Origin of the sequence: Gallaecimonas xiamenensis 3-C-1 (assembly GCF_000299915.1) — a bacterium.
Taxonomy (GTDB): Bacteria; Pseudomonadota; Gammaproteobacteria; order Enterobacterales; family Gallaecimonadaceae; genus Gallaecimonas; species Gallaecimonas xiamenensis.
The window spans coordinates 38,425-57,589 of record NZ_AMRI01000011.1 but is presented as its reverse complement, the minus strand read 5'-3'; the positions used below and the strand labels follow the sequence as shown (position 1 = coordinate 57,589).

The window sequence follows — 19,165 nt, the reverse complement described above, 5'->3', positions numbered from 1 at the left end:
AATCATCCAGTTGGCGTTAGGTTTGGCTTTCATTCAGCAAACCCCAAGCCAACTTTTTAAACCTTTAAAATCATTGAGTTACAAAAATAGAGACAAAAAAGAGGAAGGGGAACTTCCGCCTGCGGAAGCAAAGGGAAGGGAGCAGGGAAGAGAAGGAAGCTAAAAAAAACGGCCGCTTAAGCGGCCGTCATGGATTCCCATCCTTCCTTCAAGTCCCCTAGCACCTTGTAGACGATGCTAAGACCTGCCACCTCGTTGCTGACGCTGACGTCGAACAACTGGCGGCCGCAGAAGTCGTAAAGCCGATGCAGATCTTCGGCCAAAGCCCCGCCGTTTTCCCTGTCCAGGGCCGTATCCAGACCGGACAGTATGTCCAGGCATTTGGTGATGGACGTGGCCTTACGGTCAAACTGCTTGGCCTGGATGTGGCCTTCCACCCTGGCCAGCTCGTCCAGTAAGCCCTCGATCAACATCAGCACCAGTTTATGGGGCTCAGCGGCCGCAGCCCTGGCTTCAATCTGGGTGTGTCGGTAGGCGTCGAGGCCGGACTCGTCAAACATGGGGGCTCCTGTGGATTAGCCGAACAGACTGGAGGTCTGTTGCATTTGGGAAACGATGGTTTGCATCTGAGTGAACTGGGCAACGTAGCGGTTGTACTGCTGTTCCATGCGCAGGTCAAACTGATCCATGCGATCGGTGAGGCGGTCCAGGTTGGCCTGGGTACTGGCCACGCTGGTTTTGAGCACCGAGCTGTTACCTTTGACGTAGCCGTCGAGCATGGTGTCGAGCTTGTTCATGATGCCGTCTTTGCCACCCAGAACGCTGTTGAGGCCGTTGGGGTTGGCTTCCAGGAAGTCACCCAGCTTGTCCTCGTCCAGGCTGTACTTGCCGAACTTGTCGGTCTTCAGGCCCAGTTGGCTGAGGTTGACGCTGTTGAACAGGCCGCGCATCTGGCTTTGCAGGGTACGGGCTGTGGCGTCACCGGACAGCACAGGGGACGCGCCGTCTTCCGCCGTGGTGTACTTCTTGAGCTGATCGATAAGGGCGTTGTAGCCATCGATAAAGCTCTTGAGATCTTCCTTGGTGGCGTCCATGTCGCGGCCGACGGTAAAGCTCAGGGTGTCAGCCGGGTCGGTATGGGCCTTGGTCAGCTCGATGGTCAGGCCGTCGATGACGTTGTCCAGGGTGTTGGACTCGGAGCTGATGGCCAGGCTCTGGTTGTCACCCAGGTAGACCAGGGCGTCCTGGGCGGTGCTCAGCTGGGTTTTACCGGCGATGGCAGTATCGAGGCTGGCCAGGGCCGGGTCACCGTTGGTGCTGATGGACAGGGTATTGGCAGCGCCGGTCTTTTCGCTGGTCAGCATCAGCTTGACGCTGCCGCCGGTGCGTACCAGTGAGGCGCGGACGCCGGGGTTGTCGCTGGCGCTGTTGATGGCGTTACGCAGATCGCTGATCGTAGCGCCGGCCGGCAGGCTGCTCATGTCGATATCAAAGCTGTCGCTACCAAGGCCCAGGGTCAGGGTGCCGCTGTTGCCCACCGGATCGGTCTCGGAGGCAAAGTCCAGGGTGTACTGGTCGGCGCTGGCCAACTGGGATACGTGCAGTTGGTACTGGCCGGCAACGGCACTGCTGCCGGCAGTGATCTTGGCGTAGGTTTCGTCACCCTGGGTCACCCCAAAGCTTTGGAAGGCATTGGTGCCGCTCAGCTTGCCCAGGGCTTCCTGGAAGGTGCTGATCTGGCTGGAAATGGCGTTGTACGCCTTGAGCCTGCTTTGGTAATAGGTCTGCTGGCTCGAGAAATACGCGTCCATCTTGCTACGGTCGGCGGCGACGTACTGGGAAGCCAGGGTCTGAACGTCAAAACTGCTGCTGATTGCCATATTTACATCCTATTCCAAAACGGAAAAAAGCCCCCGCCAAGCGGGGGCCCGAATTCTGCTTAGCGCAGCAGAGAACCAACCAGGCTGGTGACGGAGTTGGCGCTGGTCAGAGCGCTTACGCCGGTTTGCATCAGCAGCTGTTGCTTGGTCATGTTGGAAGTTTCAGAAGCGAAGTCGGCATCCATGATGCGGCCTTTGGCAGCTTCGGTGTTCTGGCTGATGGAAGCCAGGTTGTTGATGGTGTGGTCCAGACGGTTGATGTTGGCACCGAACTTGGCACGGGCAGCACCGATGGACTCTTGCAGGGTGTCAAGAGCGCCCATTTCGGTGGTGGCGTTGGCTTGTACAGTGATATCGGCCAGAGCGGTAGGATCGATGGCGGCGATTTCGGTAGAAGCGTCAAAAGCCAGGGTTTCAGTGGCAGAAGAACCGATTTGGAAAGTCACGGGAGCAGCCAGCTTGCCGGTGAACAGGTTCTGGCCGGAACCGTAAGTGGTTTCGGTCATGATACGAGTCAGTTCGGAAGTCAGCTCTTGGTACTCGGAGTCCAGAGCGGCGCGGTCGGAAGTACCGTTGGTACCGTTAGCAGCCTGGGTGGCCAGGTCTTTCATACGGAAAACGATGGTGGAGGCTTCGTCCAGGGCGCTGTCAGCGGTTTGCAGCATGCTGATGGCGTCTTGGGAGTTACGCTGGGCAACAGCCATACCACGGGTTTGAGAAGTCAGACGGTTGGCGATCTGCAGACCGGCAGCGTCGTCAGCAGCGCTGTTTACGCGCAGGCCGGTGCCCAGGCGCTCCAGAGCGGTGGACAGCATGTTGTTGCTTTTGTTCAGCGAGTTCTGGGAAACCAGGGACGCAAAGTTAGTATGGATAGACAGAGACATAGGTCTTTCTCCTGAGGGTTTAAACGCCGCCCTTGCGGCCATTGTCGTTCACCATGAAATAGGCGGCACCGCCCTCAGGAAAATAAAATGACAAAACAAAAAACTTCGATCGAAAGGGAAACTAAAGGCGAAATAACGAACTCAACCCGCCAGCAGGGCCACCACTGACTGGCGCGAGAGATTTGCCTGTGCCATCAGGGTGTTAAGTTGCAGGGTAAAGTCCCCTTCGCGCATCAAGGTCTTGACGCTCTCGCCCAACTGCTCAGGGCTTTGGCCGGCGGCCAAGGCCTGGGAGCGCAGGGACTCCATTTTCTGCATCAGTTGCTGGCGCTGCTGAGCCAGGGCCTTGCGGTGCTGCTCTAGGGCAGCCAGCAGGGCGCGCAACCGGGCCTTTTCGTAATCCACATTGCCGGCAGCCAGGCCTTGAGCCATTTGGTCCAGTACCTGGGGTTGAACGTCCAGGGTGATGGGCACGGGATTGCCGGCCGGCACCCTGATCCCTTGGCCCTGGAACTGCCAGGGACTGGCAAAGAGCTTTTCCGGGCCGGACAGCAGCAATTGCCCTTGGCTGTTGCTGCTGACCGAGATCCCCTGGCGCGCCAATTGGGCGCCGAGGTCGGCCAGCACCCGGCCCTGGCTGGCCTGGGCCCCCAGGCGCAGGGAAAGGGAGGCGCCGTTGGGCAGGCCGATTTTAACGGTCTCGGCCTGGCTGCGTTGGCTGAGCAGGTCAACCCGGGTCAGCAGGAAGCTCGCTTCCCCTTTTTGACGCCTCGGTGCCAGGGCGCCGTCCAGCAGCCCTTCACCATCGACCTGATGCGCCAAGGCCCTGGCTTGATTGGCCAGGGCCTGTGACTGTGATTGGTTCTGTTCCAGCTGCCTGGCCAACCCCACCAACTGCCGGTAGGTGTTGACCACGGCCTGCTCCATCGACTGTAAGGTCGAGAGCCGGAACTGGGCCTGGCTCATCAAGGCCCACTGCCCATGCCGCTGGGCCTTGACGCTGATATCCCCGCTGCTGCGGGGCTTGGCCGCCAACTCCTGGGGCTTGTCCTGGCTGGCGCCGGGCACTATGCCCGCCGCCTGGTGCCGGTTGTCCTTACTGACGAGGGGGGATATCTGCATGGCCATTAGAGGTAATCAAAGAGGCTCAGCTGGCTGAGCTGGCTGTAGGTTTTCTGGGTGGCGGTCAGGGCCAGTTGGATCTGGTTGGCACGGTCGGCCGCCGCCACGTAATCCAGGCTCTCTATCTCACCGATGATCTTGTCGTTGGCCAGGCTCACGTCCTGTTGGGCGGTGTCCAGGCTACGCAGGCTGCTGACGCGGCCGCCGATGTCGGTCAAGGCCCGGTTGAGGCTGGCCAGGGTGGTTTCCATGCGGTCGACCATGACGGTGCCGGATGGGGTCATGTCGGTGCCGGGGGTGTCCAGGTCGGTGATAAAGGCGTCCAGGTCCTGGAAGAAACCGCCAGCGGCATCGAAGTAGATGTCGTTTACGGTGATGTTGGCACCCATGGTCACACCCCGGGCTACCTGCACCTGACGCACCAGGCTGTCACCCTGGTAAACCAGGTTGCCGGTGCCGTCGTCGGCGATAGCGGCCTGGTCCAGCTGGCTGCCGGCCATCAGGTAATGGCCTTCTTCGTCCTTGGCGTTGGCAAAATCCAACAGGTTGTCGCGCAGGCTCTTGAGCTCAGAGGCATAGGCCTGGCGGTCGGAGTCGGAGGCAGAGCCGTTCTTGGCGGCCAGGGCCAAGTCCTGGACCCGCAGCAGTACGTCGAAGCTGGCATCGAGGTAGCTCTCGGTCTGCTCGAGCTTGCTGGTGACGTCGCCGATGTTCTTGAGGTACTGCTCCATGTTCTGCTGGTCCCGGTGCAGGCCAAGCAGGGTCACGGTCCCCAAGGGATCGTCCGACGGCTTGGTAATGCGCTCGCCGGAGCTCATCTGCTGGATGAGTTTGCCGTATTCGGCGCCCTGGCGGCTCAGGCCGGAGAGCACGTATTGACTGAGTTGTCCGCTACTGACGCGCATCAGAACATCCCCATAAGCGTGGAAAAGATCTCATCGGCGGCGCTGATCACCTTGGCATTGGCCTGGTAGGACTGGATGTACTGCATCAGCTTGGCCGCTTCCTCGTCCTGGTTGACGCCGCTGACCGAGTTGCGCTTGTTCAGGGCGTCCAGTTGCAGGCTTTCGCTGGCGGTGGCCAGGGATTGGGCCTGGCCGGAACGGACCGCCAGATCGCCAAGCAGCTTGCTGTAGTCGTCGTACAGGCCGGTTTTCATCTCGACCATCACCAGCAGGTTGCTGTTGTCGCCGATGCCGCCCACCGGGTTGCCGGTGCCGTCGTCGCCGGTAAAGGCCAGGGCTTCGGGGGTAATGGCCGGGTCAAGGGCCAGGGAGCCCGCCGGGTTGGTCGGGTCGTAGCTGAACAGGGGCGTGCCGGGATTACCGTTGAGGTCAAAGCCGGCGGCCAACTGGGTGTTGAACTGGTCGGCCAGGCTTTGGGCCTGGGCGTTGAGGTCACTGCGCAGGCTGGCCAGTTCGCCCAGTTTGTAGTCGCGGTTGGCACCAAGGGAGCCACCGATGTTGTTCAGGCTGAAGGTCTCGTTGACGAACTTGAGGGTGATATCGTCACCGGCGCGGCTCAGGGTGGCGCTGCGGCTGCCCATCACCAGCGGCTGGCCGCCGGACAGGGTGATGGTCAGGGAGCCGTCGTCCTGCTGGGTGGTCTTGACCGTCACCTGCTTGGACAGGGCCAGCACCAGTTCGTCGCGCTGGTCTTCCAGGGCCGAGGTGTTGCCGCCCTTGGCCTTGACCTCAATGATGGTCTGGTTGAGGGTGGCGATGCTCTGGGCCTGGGTATTGATGTCCACCAGGGTGGCATCGGCCTGCTCGTCCAGCTGTTTTTCCTGTACGTCCATATTGCCGGACAACTGCTTGAAGCGGTTGGCCAAGGCCTCGGCGGTGGCCAGCACCTGCTGGCGGGGCGCGATGGACTGGGGCGCGGAAGAGGCGGCGGAAAGGGCCGAGAAGAAGCTGTCCAGGCCGTTGCTGATACTCAGCTCGTCACTGCCGAACACCGCTTCCATCTGGCTGATCATGGTGCTGTATTGGCTGTCGTAACCGCTCTTGGTATTGGCGCGCCACAAAGAAGCAGTCAGGTAACTGTCGTTGATGCGGCGCAGCTGGGTCACTTCCACACCGTCGCCGGCATTGAGGGTGCCAAAGCCCCCGCCGTTGCGGGCCACCATCAGGGCGTCCTGGCGGCTGTAGCCCTGGGTATTGAGGTTGGCGATGTTCTGGCTGACCACGTTCATGGCGTACTGGGACGCCTGCAGGCCGGACAAACCGTTATTTAGCAAACTCATGTTCAGTTACCGTCAGCGGTGCGGATCAATGGCTGGCGCAGGGCAGCCGTGCTTATAGAGGAAGAAGCGACAGCGCCTTGGTCATTCTTTAGGGCAACGCTACCCTCCCCTGCCCCTGCCAGGTGGTGGCCCAGTTGGCGGGTCATGGCTTCGGCGATGCCCAGCTTGGCCTTGGAGGCCATCTCGGTGGCCAGCTGGCCGTCGGCCATGCTCTGGTAGAACTGCTGCTGGCGGCTGGACAGGAAGCTGTCCTCGTCGGCCATGGCCTGGGTGGCGTCACGCATGTTCTTGAGCACCAGTTGCAGGAACATGGCTTCAAATTCGCTGGCGGCGGCCTCCAGGCCGGCCTTGCCCTTGAGGTTACGAAGGCGGCTGGTGTCCTGGTAAAAATGGCTTTCAGTGGCCTGAAGAGAAATCATGCTGCGGTTCCTTAAATCACCACCAGGTCACCTTCCAGGGCGCCGGCTTCATCCAGGGCCTGGAGGATGGACATGATGTCGCCAGGGGAAGCCCCCAGGCTGTTGACCGCCTGCACTATCACGTCCAGTGAAGTGCCGTCGGGCCAGATGAACATGTTGGGCCTTTCCTGGTCCACGTTGATCTTGGAGTCGGGGGTGACCACGGTGCGGCCGGGGTTGTTGGACCTGAAGCCGCCGCCGTTAGGCTGGGACACGTTGAAATCTTCGCTGATGGTGACCGTCAGGCTGCCGTGGGTAACGGCGGCCTTGTGGACCCTGACGTCCTGGCCCATCACCACGGTGCCGGTACGGCTGTTAAACACCACCCGGGGGCGTTGGCGGCCCATATCCACCTGCACGTCTTGCAGCATGGACATGAAGATCACCCGCTGTTCGTTCTCCATGGGCGCCCTGACCAAAATACGGCCGGCGTTCTGGGCCGCCGCCACCTGGGGACCGAACACCTGGTTGATGGCCAGCTCCACGTTACGGGCGGTCTTGAAGTTGGGCACCTTGAGGTTCAGCACTACCTGGGGCTTGGGCTCGGCGCTGCCGGGCACTTCCCGCTCTATGGTAGCGCCGTTGGGGATGATGCCGACTGTGGGTACGTTGACAGTCACCGAAGAGCCGTCGTTACCGTCGGCTTTGAGGCCCCCCACCACCAGGTTGCCCTGGGCAACGGCGTAAATCTCGCCGTCCACGCCGCGCAGGGGCGTCATCAGCAGGGTGCCGCCCATCAGGCTCTTGGCATCACCGATGGAGGAAACGGTCACATCCAGGGTCTGGCCACGGCCTGCCACGCTGGACAGGTTGGCATGCACCGACACCGCCGCCACGTTCTTGAGCTTGGGGTCGATGTTGGCCGGCAACTGCACCCCGAACTGCTTGAGCATGTTGGTCATGGACTGGCTGGTGAACTTCACCTGGTTGCGGTCACCGGTGCCGGACAGGCCCACCACCAGGCCGTAACCTACCAGTTGGTTTTCCCTTAGGCCCTGGACGTCGGCGATGTCCAGCAGCGGCCGGCTCTGGGCCAGGACGGTGAAGGTGAACAGGCCGCAAAGCCAGCAAAGGGTGCGTAGCATGGTCAGCTCCAATCAGAAGGGGAACAGGGGACTTTGGAAAAAGCGGGTCAACCAGCCAGGCTGGTTGGTCTCCGCCAGGGAGCCGCGCCCGGCGTAGGTGATCTGGGCATTGGCCACCCGCTGGGAAGAGACCCGGTTCTGCTGGTCGATATCATCGACCCGCACCAGGCCCTTGAGGCGCAGGAATTCGTCGCCCTGGTTGAGCTTGATCCACTTCTCGCCGCGCACCGCCAAGACGCCGTTGGCCATGACCCCGGCCACCGTCACGGTGATAAAGCCGCTCAGGGAGTTCTGCTGGCTGGCGCTGGCGCCACCGGCAAAGTTGCGGTTGGCGTCGACGCTGGCCCCCAGATCGTTAAAGGTCTTGTTGCCAAACACCGGCGCGCCTATGCCCATGCTGGACTGCTTGTCCAGGCTGGTGTCGGCCCGCTTGGAAGACTGGGTCTGCTCGTCCAGCACTATGGTCAGGATGTCGCCGACCCGGTAGGCCCGGCGATCCTGGAACAGGGTAAACATCTGGGCCGGTGCGTACAGGCTGCCATCCTCGCCGGGCTGGGCATTGGCCTCCACCAGGGTCGGCGCCCAGTCGGACTCGCCCGGCTGCGGCACCCCCAGGTCGTAATGGATGCTCTGGCAGCCTGCCAAAGCCAGCATGAGCATGAGAGCCAGTACGCGCATTCCCTTCCCCTTACACAGACTGGTTGATGAACTTGAGCATCTGGTCGGTGGAAGAGACCACCTTGGCGTTCATCTCGTAGGCGCGCTGGGTGGCGATCATGGTGACCATCTCTTCCACCACGGACACGTTGGAGCCTTCCAGGGTGCGCTGCTTGAGGCTGCCCAGGGCTTCGTTGCCCGGTACCCCTTCCAGGGGCTGGCCGGACGCGGCGGTCTCCCGGTAGAGGTTGCCACCCATGGCTTCAAGGCCGGCGGCGTTGGTGAAGTTGACGGTGGTGATCTGGCCAAGCTCCTGGGGCTGGGCGTCGCCGGCCATCTGGGCGGTGACGGTGCCGTCGGTGCCGATGGACAGGGACAGGGCCGTTTCCGGGATCTGGATCTGCGGCACCAGGGGCAGGCCGTCGGCGTTGACCATCAGGCCGTCGCTGTTGCGGCTGAACTGGCCGTTACGGGTGTAGGCAATCTCGCCGGAGGGCAGTTCGATCTGGAAAAAGCCCTTGCCGACGATGGCCACGTCCATATCCTGGCCGGTGGTCTCGAAGCTACCTTCGGTAAACACCTTCTGGGTACCGACGATACGCACGCCGTTACCCACCTGGATACCGCTGGGCAGCTGGTTTTGCTGGTCCTGCTGGGCACCGGGCTGGCGCTCGATCTGATAGAACAGATCTTCAAAGGCGACGCGATCGCGCTTAAAGCCAACGGTGTTGACGTTGGCCAGGTTGTTGGAAATGGTCGCCATCTTGGCGTCTTGGGCGGCAAGGCCGGTTTTGGCAACCCAAAGTGCTGCTTGCATCAGTTATCTCCTCTAGCTTCAGGCACCGCGCACCAGGCGGCTGCCGGAAGCGGACAATTCATCGGCGGTCTTCATCATGCGGATCTGCACCTCGAAGGTGCGGGCCAGGGACAGGGTGTTGACCATCTCATCCACGGCGTTGACGTTGGACTGCTCCAGGTGGCCGGACTCCACAACGACGTTGGGGTCGGCGGCGGCCAGGGCGCCGTCCTGCTGGCGGAAGAGGCCGTCGTCACCTTTTTGCAGGCTGGCGATGGCCGGGTTGACCAGTTTGAGCTGGCCCACCTGCAGTACGGCATTGCCCCCCACCGGCACCACGGACACTGTGCCGTCCTGGCCGATGGTGATGGAACGGTACTCCGGCACCTGCAAGGGGCCGTCCACGCCGGTAACTTCCTTACCGTCGGCCAGCAGGCGGCCGTCGGCATCGACACTCAGGTTGCCGGCACGGGTGTAAGCCTCGTTGCCGGTCTGGTCCAGCACCGCCAAAAAGCCGTTGCCACGGATGGCCAGGTCCAAGTCCCGGCCTGTGGTTTCCATGGCACCGGGGGTGAAGTCGGTGGTGGGCGCCTGCTCCTGGGCCAGGATCTTGGAGGCAAAACCTGCCCCCTCGACCTGATAGGCGGCCACCCGCTCCATGTCGGCCCGAAAGCCGGTGGTGCCGGCGTTGGCCAGGTTGTTGGCGTGGATGCGCTGGGCCGTCAGGGTGTGCAGCGCGCCGCCCATGGCGGTGTAGAGGTAACGTTCCATGACCTAATCCCTTACCAGGAGCTGAACAGCACCTGGGTCATCTTGTCGGCGGTGCTGATGCTCTTGGCGTTGGCCTGGTAGTTACGCTGAGCGGTCATCAGGTTGACCAGCTCACCGGTCAGGTCGACGTTGGAGCCTTCGTAGGCACCGGCAGTCAGGGTACCCAGGCCACCGGCACCGGGATCGCCGATCACGGCGTTGCCGGAAGAGAAAGTGGCGGTCCAGCTGGTGTTGTCGCCCTTGGCCAGGCCGTTGGGGTTGGAGAAGTTGGCCAGGGCCACCTTGCCTTGCAGCAGATCTTTGCCGTTGGTGAACACGGCGAAGACGGAGCCGTCGTCGTCTACCCGTACCCCGGCCAGCTCGCCGGAGCTGTAGCCGTCGGCGTCGTAGCTGGCGCTAAAGTCGGCGGCGTACTGGGTGGTGCCGGTGTAGGACACGTCCAGGGCGATGGGGTCGGCACCGGCCGGAGTCATGTTCAGCACCACAGGAGTGGTGGGGGCGGCCAGGGTGCCGTCGGTGTTGAAGTTGACGGCCTGGGTGACACCGGTGGCGGCGCCGTCAACGTAGTAGTTGCTGTCCCAGGTGTTGGCACCGGTCTTGACGAAGTACTGGGTGACGGTGTGCTCGGTACCCAGGGAGTCGTAGACGCTGCTGGTGTAGGAGTAGTTGAAGCTGTTGGCGTCGGCCGGGTCAAAGGGGGTGGTGGCCGGCACGGCGGCATCGGCACGCAGGTTGGCCTTGAAGTCCAGGCGGGTGCTGGCCTTGGCCGCCAGGTTGGAGGCGGAGATCTTAAGATCGGTCACCACACCGGTCAGCAGGGCGCCGTTGGCGTCCACACCGTAGCCTTGCAGCTTCTCACCGCCGGCACCGACGATGAAGTTGCTGGCGTCCTTGTTGAAGGTACCGGCGCGGGTGTAGGCGGTCTGGCCCTGGGCATTTTTGACCATGAAAAAACCCTGGCCGGAAATGGCCAGATCCAGGGAGCGGCCGGTGAATTCCTTGCTGCCGTCCTTGCTGAAATCCTGGGACACCTGGGCCACTTCCACACCGCCAGGCTCGCCACCGGCGTAGAGGGCGGCGTACTCGGCACGGGCGGCCTTAAAGCCGGCGGTGGAGACGTTGGCGATGTTCTGGGAAATGACGTTCAAAGCCTGGTTGGTTGAGCGCAGGCCGCTCAGGCCGATGTTGTAACTCATGCGGGTTCTCCAAGGAATTCACTGACGCTGAACAGGGACATGCTGCCGACACCGGCAACTTGCAGCTGGATGTCACCGCCATTGGCCGGGATACTGACCTTTTCGACCTGGCGATTGAGGTAAGGGGTGTAGCTCTGGCTGACGTCGCCGTTCTTCACCACCACTTCGAACTTGTAAATGCCTTCGGGCAGGGTATCGAGCTCGAAGGGGATGTCCCCTGCGGCCTGTTGACCGAAGTCGCGCTCCTGCACCACCTTGCCGTTGACGTCTGTCACTTTCAGGGTGACCGACTCGCCGGACTCGGGCAGACGCACCTTGCCGGTAATGGCCTCTTCCTTGTCCAGGCTGAGGTTGCTTGCCGGCACGCTGACCTGCTTGCCCACCAGTTGGGTGCTTTGCAGTACCTGCTGAGTGTCGAGCAGGGTGTTGCTCTGGCTCTGCAGGCTCATCATGTTCTGGATCCCTTCCACCGTGGACATCTGCGCCAACTGAGAAACGTACTCGGTGCCGTCGATGGGGTTGAGGGGGTCCTGGTTGTTGATCTGGGCCACCATCAGCTGCAGGAACTCGGTCTGCAGGGCGCCGGCGCTGTTGCTGGCGACACCGCTGCCGGTGCTGGTGTTGGTGCTGCCGTTATCGACCTGGGAAACGCTCATGGGCTCTCCTTATGCCTGGCCCAGACGCAGCAACGACTGCTGCATACTGTTGGTGCGGGTGATGACGTCGGCCGCCGTCTGGAAGGTGCGGGACGCCGACATCATGTCGGCCATCTCTTCCACCACGTTGACGTTGCCGTAGTAAACGAAGCCTTCGCCGTCGGCGATGGGGTTGCCCGGCTCGAAGCGCTTCTCTATGGTGCGGTCGGACTGCACCAGATCGGCGATGCGGACATTGGCGCTGGCCAGGTGAGCGCCGCTGGCGCCGCCGTCCACGTCCATGCTCTGGTAAAGGGTGGCGAACACCGGCTTGATGGCGCGGTAGGCCTGGGCTTCGGAGCCGGCGGCGCTGTCGGCGTTGGCCAGGTTGGACGCCACGGTGTTCAGGCGCACGGTCTGGGCGCGCATGGCGCTGCCGGCGATGTCGTAAATGCTGTTAAAGGCCATGTTATTGTCCCTCTATGGCTTTCTTGATGCCGGCCAGCTTCATGTTCAAAAAGGTCAGGCTGCTCTCGAAGTCCATGGCATTGGAGGCAAACTGGGTCTGTTCAACACCCAGCTCGCTGGTGTTACCGTCTTCGGAGGGCTGCATGGGCACCCGGTAGCGCAGATCGCTGTCCAGGCTCAGTTCGGGCAGGCGCTGTTGGCTACTCATGCCCTGGATGTCGCTGGCCAGGCCGCGCAGGGCCGTCTTGAAGTCGTAGTCCCTGGCCAGGTATCCCGGGGTATCCACGTTGGCCAAGTTGCCGGCGATAACCCGGGAGCGTTCGACGCGCATAGCCAAGGCGTATTGATGTATACCCAAGGCTTTGTCCACACTAATGCCCATGTTCGAAGGCTCTCCCTTTTTTGATGCAAAAAGCTAAACAAGGGCTGTGCCAACTTTAAAAGCATTTAAAAACAATGAATTACAAATACAATCATCAGAAAGGGAAAGCGCTGCGGAAGCAAAAACTTCCGCTCTGGAAAGCCGCCCTTCCCCTTTTGGCACTGCTACAGGGGCAGGCCCTGGCCACCCCGGGCCAGGATCTGCAACAGGCCCTGGTCAAAGACGCCAAACAGCGCCTGGCCACTTATGCGCGCCAGCTCGACTGGCCCCAATACCAGGCCAAGGCCTCGGCCTGGGTACCGGACAGCGCCGACCATCTGCCCCCCTGCAACCAGCCTTTGCGGCTGGCCCCAAGCCGCCTTGGTGCCGAGCCCTGGGGGCGTATTCCCTATGACGTCAGTTGCAGCGCCCCGGCCTGGCAACTGCGGGCACGGGTGGAGGTCAAGGTCAGCCTGCCGGTGTGGACCGCCCGCCAGGGCATACGCCGGGGCCAGCTGATAGAGGCGGCAGATCTGCTGCGCCGCACCCTGCCCCTGGAGGGCATCTACGGCGGCTTTGTCACCGATCAGCGCCAGCTCATCGGCCAGCAGGCCAAGCGCAACCTGCGCCGGGGCCAGGTGTTGGGGCCGGGTACTGTGGCAGCCCCGCTGTTGGTACAAAAAGGGGAAAATGTGGTGATCCGGGTAGACCAGCAGGGAGTGCGGGCAAGTATGAAGGGGGTAGCCCTTTCAGGAGGGGCCAGGGGGGAGAGTGTCCAGGTGCGCAATCTCTCGTCCGGTAAGGAGATCACCGCCTGGGTAGTGGACAAGGGGATAGTCGAAACCCGCTTTTAAAGTTTTCGGAAGGCGCCGCCGCTTTTTATTCTCGAAGTTACTTTTCTGGCGCTAACCATGAAAATCCATTCAAGTTCCAACGTTTATCAGTTGGTCGACCGCCCTCGTGGCGAGGCTTTCAAAGCCCAGGTCGACGACGCTCCCCGGGTCACCTCCGATCCGGCCATCGGCAATACCGATCTGGCCGGGGTGCTTGCGGGCACCAGCGATGTGGATGTGGCCAAAGTCAACGAAGTTCGCCAGGCCCTGCTGGAGGGTCGCTTGACCCTGGATCCCGAGCAACTGGCCGAGGACATTTTGGCGATGCACCGATCATGACAGTCAAAGAAAAACTCGCGGCCCTGGTCAAGGGCGTGAAAGCGGACATCGTTCGCTGTGAAGAACTGCAAAAACTGCTTCGCCACCAGGAAAGGCTGCTGACCCGCACCGATACCGACGGGCTCACCCACCTCAACCTGGTACTGACCCCGACCCTGGACGCCCTGGCCGGCAGTGCCAGGGAGCGCAGCTCCCTGCTCGATGGCCTGGGTTTTGGTAACGGCGATGACGCCATGCAGCTGTTGCTGACCAAACTGCCCGAGAAGATGTCCAACGATGTGGCCGCCCTGTGGCAGGCCCTTGGCCAACGACTCAGCCAGTGCAAGTCCATCAATGAACGCAACGGCCACCTGTTGGCCAGCCAGCAGGAACTGCTGGCCGAGGTCATAGGCCGGACCCCCTTGGAGTACGGCGTCGAGAGCTGACCCATTCGTCCATCTGCTGTTGTTCTTGTTTCGTTCCTTCCATTCGCGCCAGATCGGCGCGTTTTTTTTGCACCACTTCCAGGCCCTTGACCTTGCCGAACTGCTTGAGCAGCAACTGCTGCTGGTAGTTCAGGTCCAGCTGAGCCAACTCCATCTCCTGCTGCTGGCTGGCCAGCATGTCCCCCAACTGGCGCCGAAGCGCCAGCCGGTTCTGATGATAGAGGGCGCTGTGGCTGGCCACCTGGCCCAGGTGCTGGTCCACATCGCTGAGCAGCTCCACCCGCTGGCGGTGCTGCTCCAGCTGCTGGTGCTTTTGCACCTTTTGGCTGCCGAGGTTTTCCAGCAGGTTCTGCTGGCGCTCCAGGAACAAATCAAACATCAGGCCAGTACCTCTTCAAGGGCGGCCAGGCTCTGGGAAAAATCCGCAGCCTGGTGGATGCCCTGTTGCAGGAAGGCGGCGATCTGCGGATAACGCCGCACCGACTCGTCCAATTCCGGATCCTGGCCGGGCTGGTAGCCCCCCAGGGGCAACAGCTCCCTGACCTGCTGATAGCGCGACAGCAGCCGTTTGAGGCGCAGCGCCTGCTGGCGATGCCCTTCAGTGGTCACTTGGGTCATGACCCGGGAGATGGAGGCATTGATGTCGATGGCCGGGTAATGGCCGGCTTCGGCCAGGCTGCGGCTCAGCACCACGTGGCCGTCCAGGATGGCGCGGGCCGCGTCGCTGATGGGGTCCTGCTGGTCGTCCCCTTCGGCCAAGACGGTGTAGAAGGCCGACAACGACCCCTGGCCGGCGCCGTTGCCAGCCCTTTCCGCCAGGCGGGTCAGGGCCGCAAACACCGACGGTGGGTAGCCTCGGGTAGCAGGGGGTTCACCGATGGCCAGGGCCAACTCACGCTGGGCCTGGGCATAACGGGTGAAGGAGTCCATCAGCAGCAGCACGTCCTGGCCCTGGTCGCGGTAATACTCGGCCAGGCGGTGGCAGACCTCGGCGGCGCGCAGGCGCAGCAGCGGCGACTGGTCGGCCGGGGCGGCGATGACCACGGCCCTGGCCATGCCCTCCGGGCCCAGGGCTTCTTCGATAAATTCCCGTACTTCCCTGCCCCGCTCGCCGATAAGGCCGACGATCACCACCTGGGCCTGGGTGTAGCGGGTCATCATCCCCAACAGCACACTCTTACCGACACCGGCGCCGGCGAAAAGGCCGAGGCGCTGGCCCTTACCGGGGGTTAACAGGGCATTCATGGCGCGAACCCCCACGTCCAGTGGCTCGCGGATAGGGGTGCGTTTAAGGGGGTTGAGGCTGGTATTGTGCAGGCTGATAAGCTCGCCCACCGGGGGCGGCAGGTCGTCCAGGGGCTGCATCATGCCGTCGAGAACGCGGCCCAGCAGGGCCGGTCCGGCCGGCAGCCGCCATTCGTCGTCCAGGGGTTTGACCGAGGCGCCGGAATAAAGGCCAGAGACATTGCGATAGGGCATCAAGAAGGCGGTGTCGCGGTCAAATCCCACCACTTCGGCCAGGATAGGTACGCCGCCTTTGGTATCCACCAGGCAGCGCTGCCCCACCACCAGCCGGCAGCCCACCACTTCCAGGGTCAGGCCGGTTACCCTGACCAGACGGCCGGCCACATCCCCCAGCTCTACCTCGCCCAGCTTGCCGGCGGCCCGGCTCAGTCGCTCGGCGAGGGCTGTCACTGCTCGTTCTCCAGTTCGTCGCGCACCTGGGCCATGCAGTTTTGCAGGCGCTCTTCGGAGCGGATCAGCAGTTGCTGCTGGTCGCTCTCCAGGCGGCAATCGCCGGTGCCCAGCTCGCCATCGGCCAGCAGCGGGTAGTCGCCGCACTGGTTGATGCCGACCTTGCCTAGGCGCTGGTGATCATCGCTGGACAAGAAGATCTTGATGGGGCCCTTGGTGCTGTCCAGGCGGCCGACGGCCTCCTGAACCAGGGTCAGGATCTGGGAGGGGTTGAGGCTGAGCTCGGCATGGATCACCCTTCTGGCCACCTGCTCTACCAGGGCGCAGAGGCTGTCGGTGTTGTCCGCAAGTTGCTGCTGGCGGGCCTGTTCCAGGGCGTGCTGCACCGACACCAGGGGCGCCAGGGCCTGCTCGAAGTCGGCGCGGCCGGCGGTTTCGCCCTGGCCCTTGCCTTCCCGAAAGCCGTTCTCGAAGCCTTGCTGCTGCCCCTGACGGCGGCCGTCTTCCAGGCCCTGGTGCAGGCCCTTTTCCTGGCCCTGCACAAAACCGTCATCGTACCCTTGCTGGAAGGGATCCGGCTCACCGCTGTCCCTGGCGTGCAGGGACGACAGGGCGATAAAGCGGTGGCGGCGGTAGTTACCTTTTATTTTATCCATGGCTAGCTGACCGTCTTTTCCTCAAACAGCTGATAGCTGAGCTGCTGTTCCTCGTGGAGACTGCGCACCAGGGCCATGATCTCGCCCCTGGCCTGATCGGCACGGCTCAGCGGTACCACACCCATGGCTTGCTGGGCGTCTTGCAGGCCTTGGGCCATACGCTTGGGCAGCGCCGCCAACAGGGCGTCCCGTACCTGGGCATCGGCACCTTTGAGGGCCAGGGCCAGGGTTTCGGTGGGCACTTCCTGCACCAGGGTCTGCAGCACTTCGTCGGACTGGCGGGCCAGGGTCATGAAGTCGTACATGTTCTCGGCCACCATGCCGGCGGTGTCCTGATCGTGGAGCTTGAGCATCTCCATCAGGGCGCCACGGTCACCGTGGTAACGGTTGAGGATGTCGGCGGCCTGGCGCACCCCGTCCACCTTGGCGGTGGATTGCTCGGAGACGAAGTGCAGGCAGCGGGCCAGGGTGGTCTTGAGCTCTTCGAGCACCTGGTCGCTGACTTCCTTGAGGTTGGCCACACGGAACAGCAAGTCGTCGTGGGCATCCTTGGGCAGGGCCGCCATCACCGCCGAGGCGTTTTCCGGCGGCAGGAAGGCCAGCAGCACCGCTTGCAGCTGGGGATGCTCGTTGCGGAAGAAACGGGCCAGGGTATCGGCCGGCACCCAGTGCAGGGCCTTGAGCTCCTGGCGCAGGGCATCGCCGTAGATGCTGTCGATCATGCCCCTGGCCAGGCGTTTGCCCAGGGCCATATCCAGGGTCTTCTCCAGGTAGTTACGGGAGGCGGCACTGATGCCGCTGTGCTCACGGTAATGGTCGAAAAAGCCCTGCATCACATCTTTGGCTTCCTGGGTGGACACGCCGCTGAGCTTGGCCATGCGCTGGGACACGGCGGTAACTTCGTCACGGCTCAGGCGGGCCATCACCTTGGCGGCGGTGCTCTCACCCATGGACAGCAGCAGTATGGCGGCCCTGTCCAGATCGGTTCTTTCAGTCATGGCGTTGTTCATCGCTGCTCACCCATTGTTTGACCACTTCGGCGACTCGGGCCGTTTCCTTGTCCACCAGCAGTTGCAGGTGCTTGAGTTGTACTTCCAGCTCGGAGCCCGGCGGCGGCAAGGCGGCCAACAGCTCTTCTTCGTCGTCGTCCAGTTCGGCGCGGCTGCGGGACTGGCTCAGCAGTTCGCTGTCGTCCTCGTCCAGGGCCAGCAGGTCGTCGTCGCCAGGAGCCTGGGCCGGACGCACCAGGTGGCGTACCAGGGGCCGGATCCCGAACAGGATCAGCAGCAGTACCATCAGGCCACCCACGGCGTAACGCAGGTAGTTCTGCCAGACCGGCTCTTGCCACCACTGGGCCTCTGGCATGGGCAGCGGCTTGGTCTGGGCGGCAAAGTTGAAGCTGTGCAGGCTGAACTGGTCACCCCGGGCACCGTCGAAACCGACGGCGGTTTTTACCATGTCGGAAAGCTGATCCAGATCGGCCTGTTGCCAGCCCCCTTCCGGGGCCTGGGCACTGTTGACCAGCACCGATACCGACAGCTGGCGCAGGCGGCCCTGGGCATACTTGGTGTGGGTCACGGCGCGGCCGGTTTCGAAGCGGCGGTTGGTTTCTTCACGCTGGCTGACCGCTTTTTGCGGTTCGGCGTCGGCCTGGCCCTGGGCGTTGTTCTGGGGCACAGGGGGCCTGTTGGTCAGGGCGCCGGGGATCCCCAGGGCGATGGAGTCGGTGGAGCTGTCACGCTTGGCGTTTTCCTGGGTCAGCACCGGGTCCCCTTCCAGGGCCTCGCGGGTTTCGTTGACGCTGGAAAAGTCCACGTCCGCCGCCACCTGCACCCGGAAGTTTTCCATACCCAGCAGCGGTTGCAGCATGGCGCTGGCGCGCTCTTTCATGCGCTCTTCCAGGCGGGTGCTGTAGTCCATCTGTTTGCCGGAAAGGCGGGCCGGGTTGTCCAACTCGCCAAGGCCGGCCGACAGCAGGTTGCCGTTCTGGTCCACCACGGACACGGCGCCAGCGGTCATGCCGGGGATGGAGCCTGCCACCAGGTTAAGGATGGCCTCTACCTGGTTCTGGTCCAGGGGCGAAGCCAGGTCCACCATCACCGAGGCGGTGGGCTTTTGCTCTTCACGGCCCACAAAGAGGGTGCGCTTGGGCACAGCCAGGTGGACCCGGGCGCTGCGCACCGGGTCAAGGGCGATGATGGTGCGGGCCAGTTCCCCTTCCAGGGCGTGCATGTAGCGGGCCGACTCCATGAACTGGCTGGTGCCCAGGGTGGAGATGTTGCCCAGTTCATCCAGGCCGGCCGGCAGGGCCGCCTTGACGCCCTTGGCAGCCAGGCGCATGCGGGCATCGGCCAGGCGGTCTTCGGCTACCAGCACGTTGCCGCTGTTGCCGTCGAGCTGGAAGTCGATGCCTTCTTTTTCCAGGGTATCGATGATGGTCGCTTTGTCGTACAGCTCCTGCTTGCCGTAAAGAGGCACGTACTGGCGGCTGCTGGTCCAGAGGATCACCACTATGGCGCCAGCCACTATGGCGGCCAGCAGGGCTATCACCAATACGGAACGGGAATCGGCAGTCAGGCGGCGCCATTGGCCGCCAAGGGATTTGAGGCTGGCGCTCAGGGCTTCGCCGCCGGGGGCGCTTTTGATCAATTCGGCCATG

At 62.7% G+C, this 19,165-nt stretch carries 23 protein-coding genes; 3 read left to right on the top strand and 20 right to left on the bottom strand.

Annotated features, from left to right (window positions below):
- Nucleotides 1–176: 176 nt before the first annotated feature.
- From fliS to flgB, 15 genes are all read right to left on the bottom strand, one after another.
- Complete coding sequence (fliS, locus tag B3C1_RS09210) at nt 177–560, bottom strand: flagellar export chaperone FliS (protein ID WP_008484398.1); 384 nt, start codon at nt 558–560, stop codon at nt 177–179.
- A gap of 15 nt (nt 561–575) precedes the next feature.
- Nucleotides 576–1,880, bottom strand: a complete 1,305-nt coding sequence (fliD, locus tag B3C1_RS09205; RefSeq protein WP_008484396.1) for a flagellar filament capping protein FliD — start codon at nt 1,878–1,880, stop codon at nt 576–578.
- Nucleotides 1,881–1,939: 59 nt separating this feature from the next.
- Entirely contained in the window at nt 1,940–2,764 is an 825-nt protein-coding gene (gene lafA, locus B3C1_RS09200) for a lateral flagellin LafA (protein WP_008484394.1), read from the bottom strand.
- A gap of 141 nt (nt 2,765–2,905) precedes the next feature.
- The gene (locus B3C1_RS09195; protein ID WP_156804515.1) at nt 2,906–3,886 is read right to left on the bottom strand and encodes a hypothetical protein; all 981 of its coding nucleotides are present in this window, start codon (nt 3,884–3,886) and stop codon (nt 2,906–2,908) included.
- A 5-nt stretch (nt 3,887–3,891) separates the two neighbouring features.
- The gene (gene flgL / locus B3C1_RS09190) at nt 3,892–4,791 is read right to left on the bottom strand and encodes a flagellar hook-associated protein FlgL (protein WP_008484391.1); all 900 of its coding nucleotides are present in this window, start codon (nt 4,789–4,791) and stop codon (nt 3,892–3,894) included.
- Nucleotides 4,791–6,131: a flagellar hook-associated protein FlgK gene (gene flgK / locus B3C1_RS09185; RefSeq protein ID WP_008484390.1), complete on the bottom strand. Its 1,341-nt coding sequence runs from the start codon at nt 6,129–6,131 to the stop codon at nt 4,791–4,793. Before flgK ends, flgL begins: the two co-directional genes overlap by 1 nt.
- A 2-nt stretch (nt 6,132–6,133) precedes the next feature.
- Nucleotides 6,134–6,550 carry a rod-binding protein gene (locus tag B3C1_RS09180; RefSeq protein ID WP_008484389.1) on the bottom strand — a complete coding sequence of 139 codons (417 nt, stop codon included), beginning with the start codon at nt 6,548–6,550 and terminating at the stop codon, nt 6,134–6,136.
- 11 nt (nt 6,551–6,561) lie between these two features.
- Nucleotides 6,562–7,674 carry a lateral flagellar basal body P-ring FlgIL gene (gene fgIL / locus B3C1_RS09175; protein WP_008484388.1) on the bottom strand — a complete coding sequence of 371 codons (1,113 nt, stop codon included), beginning with the start codon at nt 7,672–7,674 and terminating at the stop codon, nt 6,562–6,564.
- 12 nt (nt 7,675–7,686) lie between these two features.
- Nucleotides 7,687–8,352: a flagellar basal body L-ring protein FlgH gene (flgH, locus tag B3C1_RS09170; protein WP_008484387.1), complete on the bottom strand. Its 666-nt coding sequence runs from the start codon at nt 8,350–8,352 to the stop codon at nt 7,687–7,689.
- Nucleotides 8,353–8,362: 10 nt separating this feature from the next.
- Complete coding sequence (flgG, locus tag B3C1_RS09165) at nt 8,363–9,148, bottom strand: flagellar basal-body rod protein FlgG (RefSeq protein WP_008484386.1); 786 nt, start codon at nt 9,146–9,148, stop codon at nt 8,363–8,365.
- Nucleotides 9,149–9,166: 18 nt separating this feature from the next.
- Nucleotides 9,167–9,898: a flagellar basal-body rod protein FlgF gene (gene flgF, locus B3C1_RS09160; RefSeq protein ID WP_008484385.1), complete on the bottom strand. Its 732-nt coding sequence runs from the start codon at nt 9,896–9,898 to the stop codon at nt 9,167–9,169.
- An 11-nt stretch (nt 9,899–9,909) separates the two neighbouring features.
- Nucleotides 9,910–11,094, bottom strand: a complete 1,185-nt coding sequence (flgE, locus tag B3C1_RS09155) for a flagellar hook protein FlgE (protein ID WP_008484382.1) — start codon at nt 11,092–11,094, stop codon at nt 9,910–9,912.
- Complete coding sequence (locus B3C1_RS09150; RefSeq protein ID WP_008484380.1) at nt 11,091–11,750, bottom strand: flagellar hook assembly protein FlgD; 660 nt, start codon at nt 11,748–11,750, stop codon at nt 11,091–11,093. Before B3C1_RS09150 ends, flgE begins: the two co-directional genes overlap by 4 nt.
- Nucleotides 11,751–11,759: 9 nt before the next feature.
- A complete protein-coding gene (flgC, locus tag B3C1_RS09145) occupies nt 11,760–12,197 on the bottom strand; it encodes a flagellar basal body rod protein FlgC (RefSeq protein WP_008484379.1) in 438 nt (145 codons plus the stop codon).
- Nucleotide 12,198: 1 nt separating this feature from the next.
- Complete coding sequence (gene flgB, locus B3C1_RS09140) at nt 12,199–12,579, bottom strand: flagellar basal body rod protein FlgB (protein WP_008484378.1); 381 nt, start codon at nt 12,577–12,579, stop codon at nt 12,199–12,201.
- Between the two features lie 155 nt (nt 12,580–12,734).
- Between flgB and flgA the strand changes: the two genes are divergently transcribed.
- The 3 genes from flgA to flgN are packed head-to-tail and all read left to right on the top strand — an operon-like array spanning nt 12,735 to nt 14,155.
- Complete coding sequence (flgA, locus tag B3C1_RS09135) at nt 12,735–13,412, top strand: flagellar basal body P-ring formation chaperone FlgA (protein ID WP_192813361.1); 678 nt, start codon at nt 12,735–12,737, stop codon at nt 13,410–13,412.
- A gap of 57 nt (nt 13,413–13,469) precedes the next feature.
- On the top strand, nt 13,470–13,730 hold the full coding sequence (locus tag B3C1_RS09130) for a flagellar biosynthesis anti-sigma factor FlgM (RefSeq protein ID WP_008484376.1): 261 nt from the start codon (nt 13,470–13,472) through the stop codon (nt 13,728–13,730).
- Entirely contained in the window at nt 13,727–14,155 is a 429-nt protein-coding gene (flgN, locus tag B3C1_RS19360; protein WP_008484375.1) for a flagellar protein FlgN, read from the top strand. The genes B3C1_RS09130 and flgN overlap by 4 nt, the downstream gene beginning before the upstream one ends.
- On the opposite strand, the gene B3C1_RS09120 is transcribed toward flgN, so the two are convergent.
- Genes B3C1_RS09120 through fliF form a run of 5 tightly spaced genes read right to left on the bottom strand, consistent with a single transcriptional unit; the run spans nt 14,115 to nt 19,164 of the window.
- Nucleotides 14,115–14,534 (bottom strand): flagellar FliJ family protein, encoded by a 420-nt coding sequence (locus B3C1_RS09120; protein WP_008484374.1) that lies wholly within the window; start codon nt 14,532–14,534, stop codon nt 14,115–14,117. The genes flgN and B3C1_RS09120 overlap by 41 nt on opposite strands.
- On the bottom strand, nt 14,534–15,850 hold the full coding sequence (locus tag B3C1_RS09115) for a FliI/YscN family ATPase (protein ID WP_008484373.1): 1,317 nt from the start codon (nt 15,848–15,850) through the stop codon (nt 14,534–14,536). Before B3C1_RS09115 ends, B3C1_RS09120 begins: the two co-directional genes overlap by 1 nt.
- Nucleotides 15,847–16,506, bottom strand: coding sequence for a FliH/SctL family protein (locus B3C1_RS09110; protein ID WP_008484371.1), 660 nt, complete (start codon nt 16,504–16,506; stop codon nt 15,847–15,849). Before B3C1_RS09110 ends, B3C1_RS09115 begins: the two co-directional genes overlap by 4 nt.
- 2 nt (nt 16,507–16,508) lie before the next feature.
- Nucleotides 16,509–17,504 (bottom strand): FliG C-terminal domain-containing protein, encoded by a 996-nt coding sequence (locus B3C1_RS09105; RefSeq protein WP_237750987.1) that lies wholly within the window; start codon nt 17,502–17,504, stop codon nt 16,509–16,511.
- Nucleotides 17,497–19,164 (bottom strand): flagellar basal-body MS-ring/collar protein FliF, encoded by a 1,668-nt coding sequence (gene fliF, locus B3C1_RS09100; protein ID WP_008484369.1) that lies wholly within the window; start codon nt 19,162–19,164, stop codon nt 17,497–17,499. Before fliF ends, B3C1_RS09105 begins: the two co-directional genes overlap by 8 nt.
- Nucleotide 19,165 lies beyond the last annotated feature (1 nt).